Consider the following 4,365-nt stretch of genomic DNA (forward strand, 5'->3'; position numbering starts at 1 on the left):
GGACTTCGTCTCGCCCGCGTGGTGCGCGCTGGTGGCGCGCGGCCTGTCGCCGGTGCGCGACATCAGCGGCGAGGCCGAGGACGCGGCCATCCCGTCGTCCAGCAGGCTGCTCGACGTGGTGGAGCTGGAGCCGCCCACCGGGGACGCCATCGCCGCCCGCTGGCAGATCGGCGGGCAGTCGACGACCGCGGTCATCGGCGAGTCGTACGACGGCCCCTTCGCCATCGACATCCGCAAGGACGGCCCGCACGGCCTCATCGCCGGCACCACCGGCTCCGGCAAGTCCGAGCTGCTCCAGACGATCGTCGCGGCCCTCGCGGTGACGAACACCCCCGAGAACATGACCTTCGTCCTCATCGACTACAAGGGCGGGTCCGCGTTCAAGGACTGCGTCAAGCTGCCGCACACCGTCGGCATGGTCACCGACCTCGACAACCACCTCGTCACCCGCGCCCTGGAGTCGCTGCGCGCCGAGCTGCACCGCCGCGAGCACATCCTCGCCGACGCCGAGGCCAAGGACATCGAGGACTTCCAGGACCTGCTGCGCCGCGAGCCGGGGAGGTACGCGCCGCTGCCCCGGCTGCTGCTCGTCATCGACGAGTTCGCCGCCATGGTCCGCGAGCTGCCCGACTTCGTCACCGGCCTGGTCGACATCGCCGCCCGAGGCCGTTCGCTCGGGATCCACCTGATGCTCGCCACCCAGCGCCCCAGCGGCGTCGTCTCCCCGGAGATCCGCGCGAACACCAACCTGCGTATCGCCCTGCGCGTCACCGACGGCGGCGAGTCCGCGGACGTCATCGACGCCCCGGACGCCGGCTACATCGCCAAGTCCATGCCCGGCCGCGCCTACGTGCGCCTGGGCCACGCCTCCCTCGTCCCCTTCCAGTCCGGCCGGGTCGGCGGCCGGCGCCCCGGCGCGCTCGGGCCGCGGCCGCCCGGAGCCCTTGCGGAGTACCGTCATGACGTGCCCGGGTCCTTCAGACCGATCACCGCGTAGTCGAACTGCCCCGTCCAGACGGGGTGTCCGAACGCGCCGGCGATGTTGTCGCCGACGAGCAGCGGCTTGCGCTCCCACAGCAGCGGGACGGCCGGCGCCTTCTCCATGATCTGCGCGTCCAGCTCCGTCCACGCCTTGTTCGCCTCGTCCACGTCGGCGAGGGTGGCGATGCGGTCCATCTCCCGCATCACCTCCTCGTCGCGGAACTGGGCGTAGTTGCCCTTGTTGCCGGTCTCCTGGATGGTGCGGCCGTCGAAGACGAACGGCAGGAAGGTGGCGCCGGAGGGGTAGTCGGGACACCAGCCGCTGATCGCCATGTCGGGCGCGTTCTTCGTGTCGCCGATGGTGTCGTAGTAGACGGAGGGGTCGACCGTCTGGATCTTCACCGTGACGCCCGCCCGGTCCAGGCTCTGCTGGAGCGCCTCGGCCCTGGTCTTGTCGCCGGTGGAGACGGTGAGGGTGGCGGTGAAGCCGTCGCCCTCGCCGGCCTCGGAGAGCAGCTTCTTCGCCTTGTCCGCGTCGCCGGCGGGCGGGATGCCGAGGACGTCGGTCTTCTTGCCGCCGGCGAGCGCGGGCGGCAGGTAGGCGGTGGCGACCTCGTTGAGCGCGGGGCCGCCGTTGGCGGTGGCCTGGGCCTCCCGGTCGACCGCGTACATCATCGCCCGGCGCACGGCGGGGTCGTCGAAGGGGGCGCGCGTGGTGTTGAGGTGGAGCATGTCGGTGCAGCCGGTGGTCTCGGCGGCGAGCCGGGCCTTCACGTCCTCCCTGGAGAGCACCTTGGCCACGCTCTCGGGGCGCATGTCGGCCCACGCCACGGCGGAGGCGTCGCCGCCGCCTGCGGCGATGAGCCGGTCGTCGATCTGGTCGCCGCCGAGGCCCATCTTGACCACGATCCGGTCGGGGTACGCCTTGCGCACGGGGTCGGTCGACGCCTTCCAGTGCTCGTTGCGTACGAGCACCAGCTCCTTGCCGCGGTCGTAGCGGTCGATCTTGTACGGGCCGGAGGAGAACGGCCGCTGGTCGTACTGGACGCCCTTGTCCTGGGCCTTCGGCACCGGCGCGAACGTCGGCAGCGTGGCGGTGTAGGAGAACTCGGCGATGGGCCGGTTCAGCCGGAAGACGATGGTCCGCTCGTCCGGGACCTCGATGGAGTCCAGCTGCTCGCCCTTCAGCGGGCCCGCGTACCCCTCGGTGTCCGCGAGGTACTGCTGCGCGTAGTCCGGGCCGCCCGTGAGGTCGGCGGCGAAGGACCGCTCGACGTTGTACTTCACGTCCGCGGCCGTGACGGTGCTGCCGTCCTCGTACTTCAGCCCCTTCTTCAGCGTGAACGTCCACACCTTGCCGCCCTCGGAGGGCGTGCCGAGGTCGGTGGCCAGGTCGGGGACGATCTCGGTGCCCTTCTTGCCGGGCTCGGCCCGGAAGGTGGTCAGGGTGCGGTAGAGCAGCCGGATCCCGAAGTCCATGTCCGGCATCGTCCAGTTGCGGGTCGGGTCGAGGTGGGCGAAGTCCTGGTTGGACAGCACGGTCAGCGTGCCGCCGCGCTGGGGGGTGCCGCCGATGACGCCGGTGGCGCCGGGGTTGCGGCCCTCGCCGCCACCGGAGTCACCGGAGTCGGCCGAGCAGGCGGCCGCACCTGCGGTGAGGGCTGCCGCGAGAGACGCCGCGAGCGCGGCGCGCACACTTCTGCTGATCATGTTCCACTCCGTCGTGGGTGGGTCCGGGGGGCTGGGATCCGAGATCACCGAGGGCAGCCGGGCCGTCCGGCCCGCTTCCCTCCACTGGCGCGGTGTGTAACATAATAATGTGCAATTTTATTGGCAAGGGATCAGCGGACTCGTTACGCACCCGTGTCCGGCACCCCCCGCTCACCAGGAGCCGCCCCGATGGACAAGCCCCTCGCCCGTCCGCACACCGGCAGCCACGACCTCGACGTCCCGGCCGCCCTGCACACCTTCATGGGCAGCGGGTGGGCGCCCAGCCCGCTGCCGTCCGGCGTCCGCGTCCCCGGGTACGACGGCCTCGCCGGCCGCCGCGCCCGGCTGTCCGCCCGCTTCCCCGGCGAGCGGCTGGTGCTGCCCGCCGGGGAGCTGAAGGTCCGGTCCAACGACTGCGACCACCGCTTCCGCCCGCACAGCGCGTACGCCTGGCTGACCGGTCTGACGGGCGAGGACCAGGCCGGACACGTCCTCGTCCTGGAGCCCGCCGGGGCCGAGGGGCACGAGGCCGCGCTGTACGTGCGCCCGCGCTCGGACCGGTCCACCGACGAGTTCTACCGGGACCGCCGCTACGGCGAGTTCTGGGTCGGCCGCCGCCCCGACCTCGGCGAGGCCGCCGAACTGACCGGGCTGGCCTGCCGGGACCTCGACGACCTGGCCAAGCTCACCGCGGGACCGCGGCCGCCGGCCCGGGTGCTCGCCGGGGTCGACGCCCGCACCGACGGCCTCTTCGACCGCGGCCCGCACAGCGCCGCCGAGCCGGACCGGGACGCAGAACTGGGCACGTACCTCTCGGAGTTGCGGCTGCTGAAGGACGAGTGGGAGGTCGGCCAGCTCCAACTGGCCGTCGACCACACCGCCGCCGGCTTCGAGGACGTCGTACGCGCCCTGCCCGCGGCCCTGCGCCACCCGCGCGGCGAACGCTGGATCGAGGGCGTCTTCCAGACCCGCGCCCGCGCCGAGGGCAACGGCACCGGCTACGAGACGATCGCCGCCTCCGGCGCACACGCCTGCGTCCTGCACTGGATCCGCAACGACGGCCCGCTCGACCCGAACCACCTGCTGCTCCTCGACGCCGGGGTGGAGACCGACACCCTCTACACCGCCGACGTCACCCGCACCCTCCCGCTGTCCGGGCGCTTCTCACGCATCCAGCGGCAGGTGTACGAACTCGTCCTCGCCGCCCAGAACGCGGGCATCGCCGCCCTCCGGCCGGGCGCCCGCTTCCGCGACTTCCACCGGGCGGCGATGGCGGTGATCGCCGAGGGGCTGTACGACTGGGGCGTCCTGCGCATCACCCCGGAGGAGGCGCTCGCGCCCGGCAGCGGGCTGTACCGGCGCTACACCCTGTGCAGCAGCGGCCACATGCTCGGACTCGACGTGCACGACTGCGCCAAGGCGCGGGCGGACCAGTACCTCGACGGGGTGCTGGAGGCCGGGCAGGTCCTCACCGTGGAGCCCGGGCTCTACCTCCAGCCCGACGACGAGACGCTGCCGCCGGAGCTGCGCGGCATCGGCGTGCGGATCGAGGACGACCTGGTGATCACCGAGGACGGCGCGCGGCTGATGTCGGACGCGCTGCCGCGCGACCCGGACGCTGTCGAGGAGTGGATGGGGACGCTCCTCGACGGCTTCCGCCCGGGGGCCTGAGCG

General features: G+C 72.5%; 2 protein-coding genes and 1 pseudogene. 2 read left to right on the top strand and 1 reads right to left on the bottom strand.

Features of this window, described 5'->3' with window-relative positions:
- Nucleotides 1–928: pseudogene (locus tag H5J30_RS19235) on the top strand (FtsK/SpoIIIE domain-containing protein); the annotation flags it as partial.
- Nucleotides 929–957: 29 nt separating this feature from the next.
- Here the strand turns inward: H5J30_RS19235 and H5J30_RS19240 are convergent.
- Entirely contained in the window at nt 958–2,691 is a 1,734-nt protein-coding gene (locus H5J30_RS19240; protein WP_181788654.1) for an ABC transporter substrate-binding protein, read from the bottom strand.
- Between the two features lie 189 nt (nt 2,692–2,880).
- On the opposite strand from H5J30_RS19240, the gene H5J30_RS19245 reads away from it, so the two are divergent.
- On the top strand, nt 2,881–4,362 hold the full coding sequence (locus tag H5J30_RS19245; protein ID WP_181788655.1) for an aminopeptidase P family protein: 1,482 nt from the start codon (nt 2,881–2,883) through the stop codon (nt 4,360–4,362).
- The last annotated feature ends 3 nt before the right edge of the window (nt 4,363–4,365 follow it).

It is taken from the genome of Streptomyces phytophilus (assembly GCF_013870535.1).
Classification (GTDB): Bacteria; Actinomycetota; Actinomycetes; order Streptomycetales; family Streptomycetaceae; genus Streptomyces; species Streptomyces phytophilus.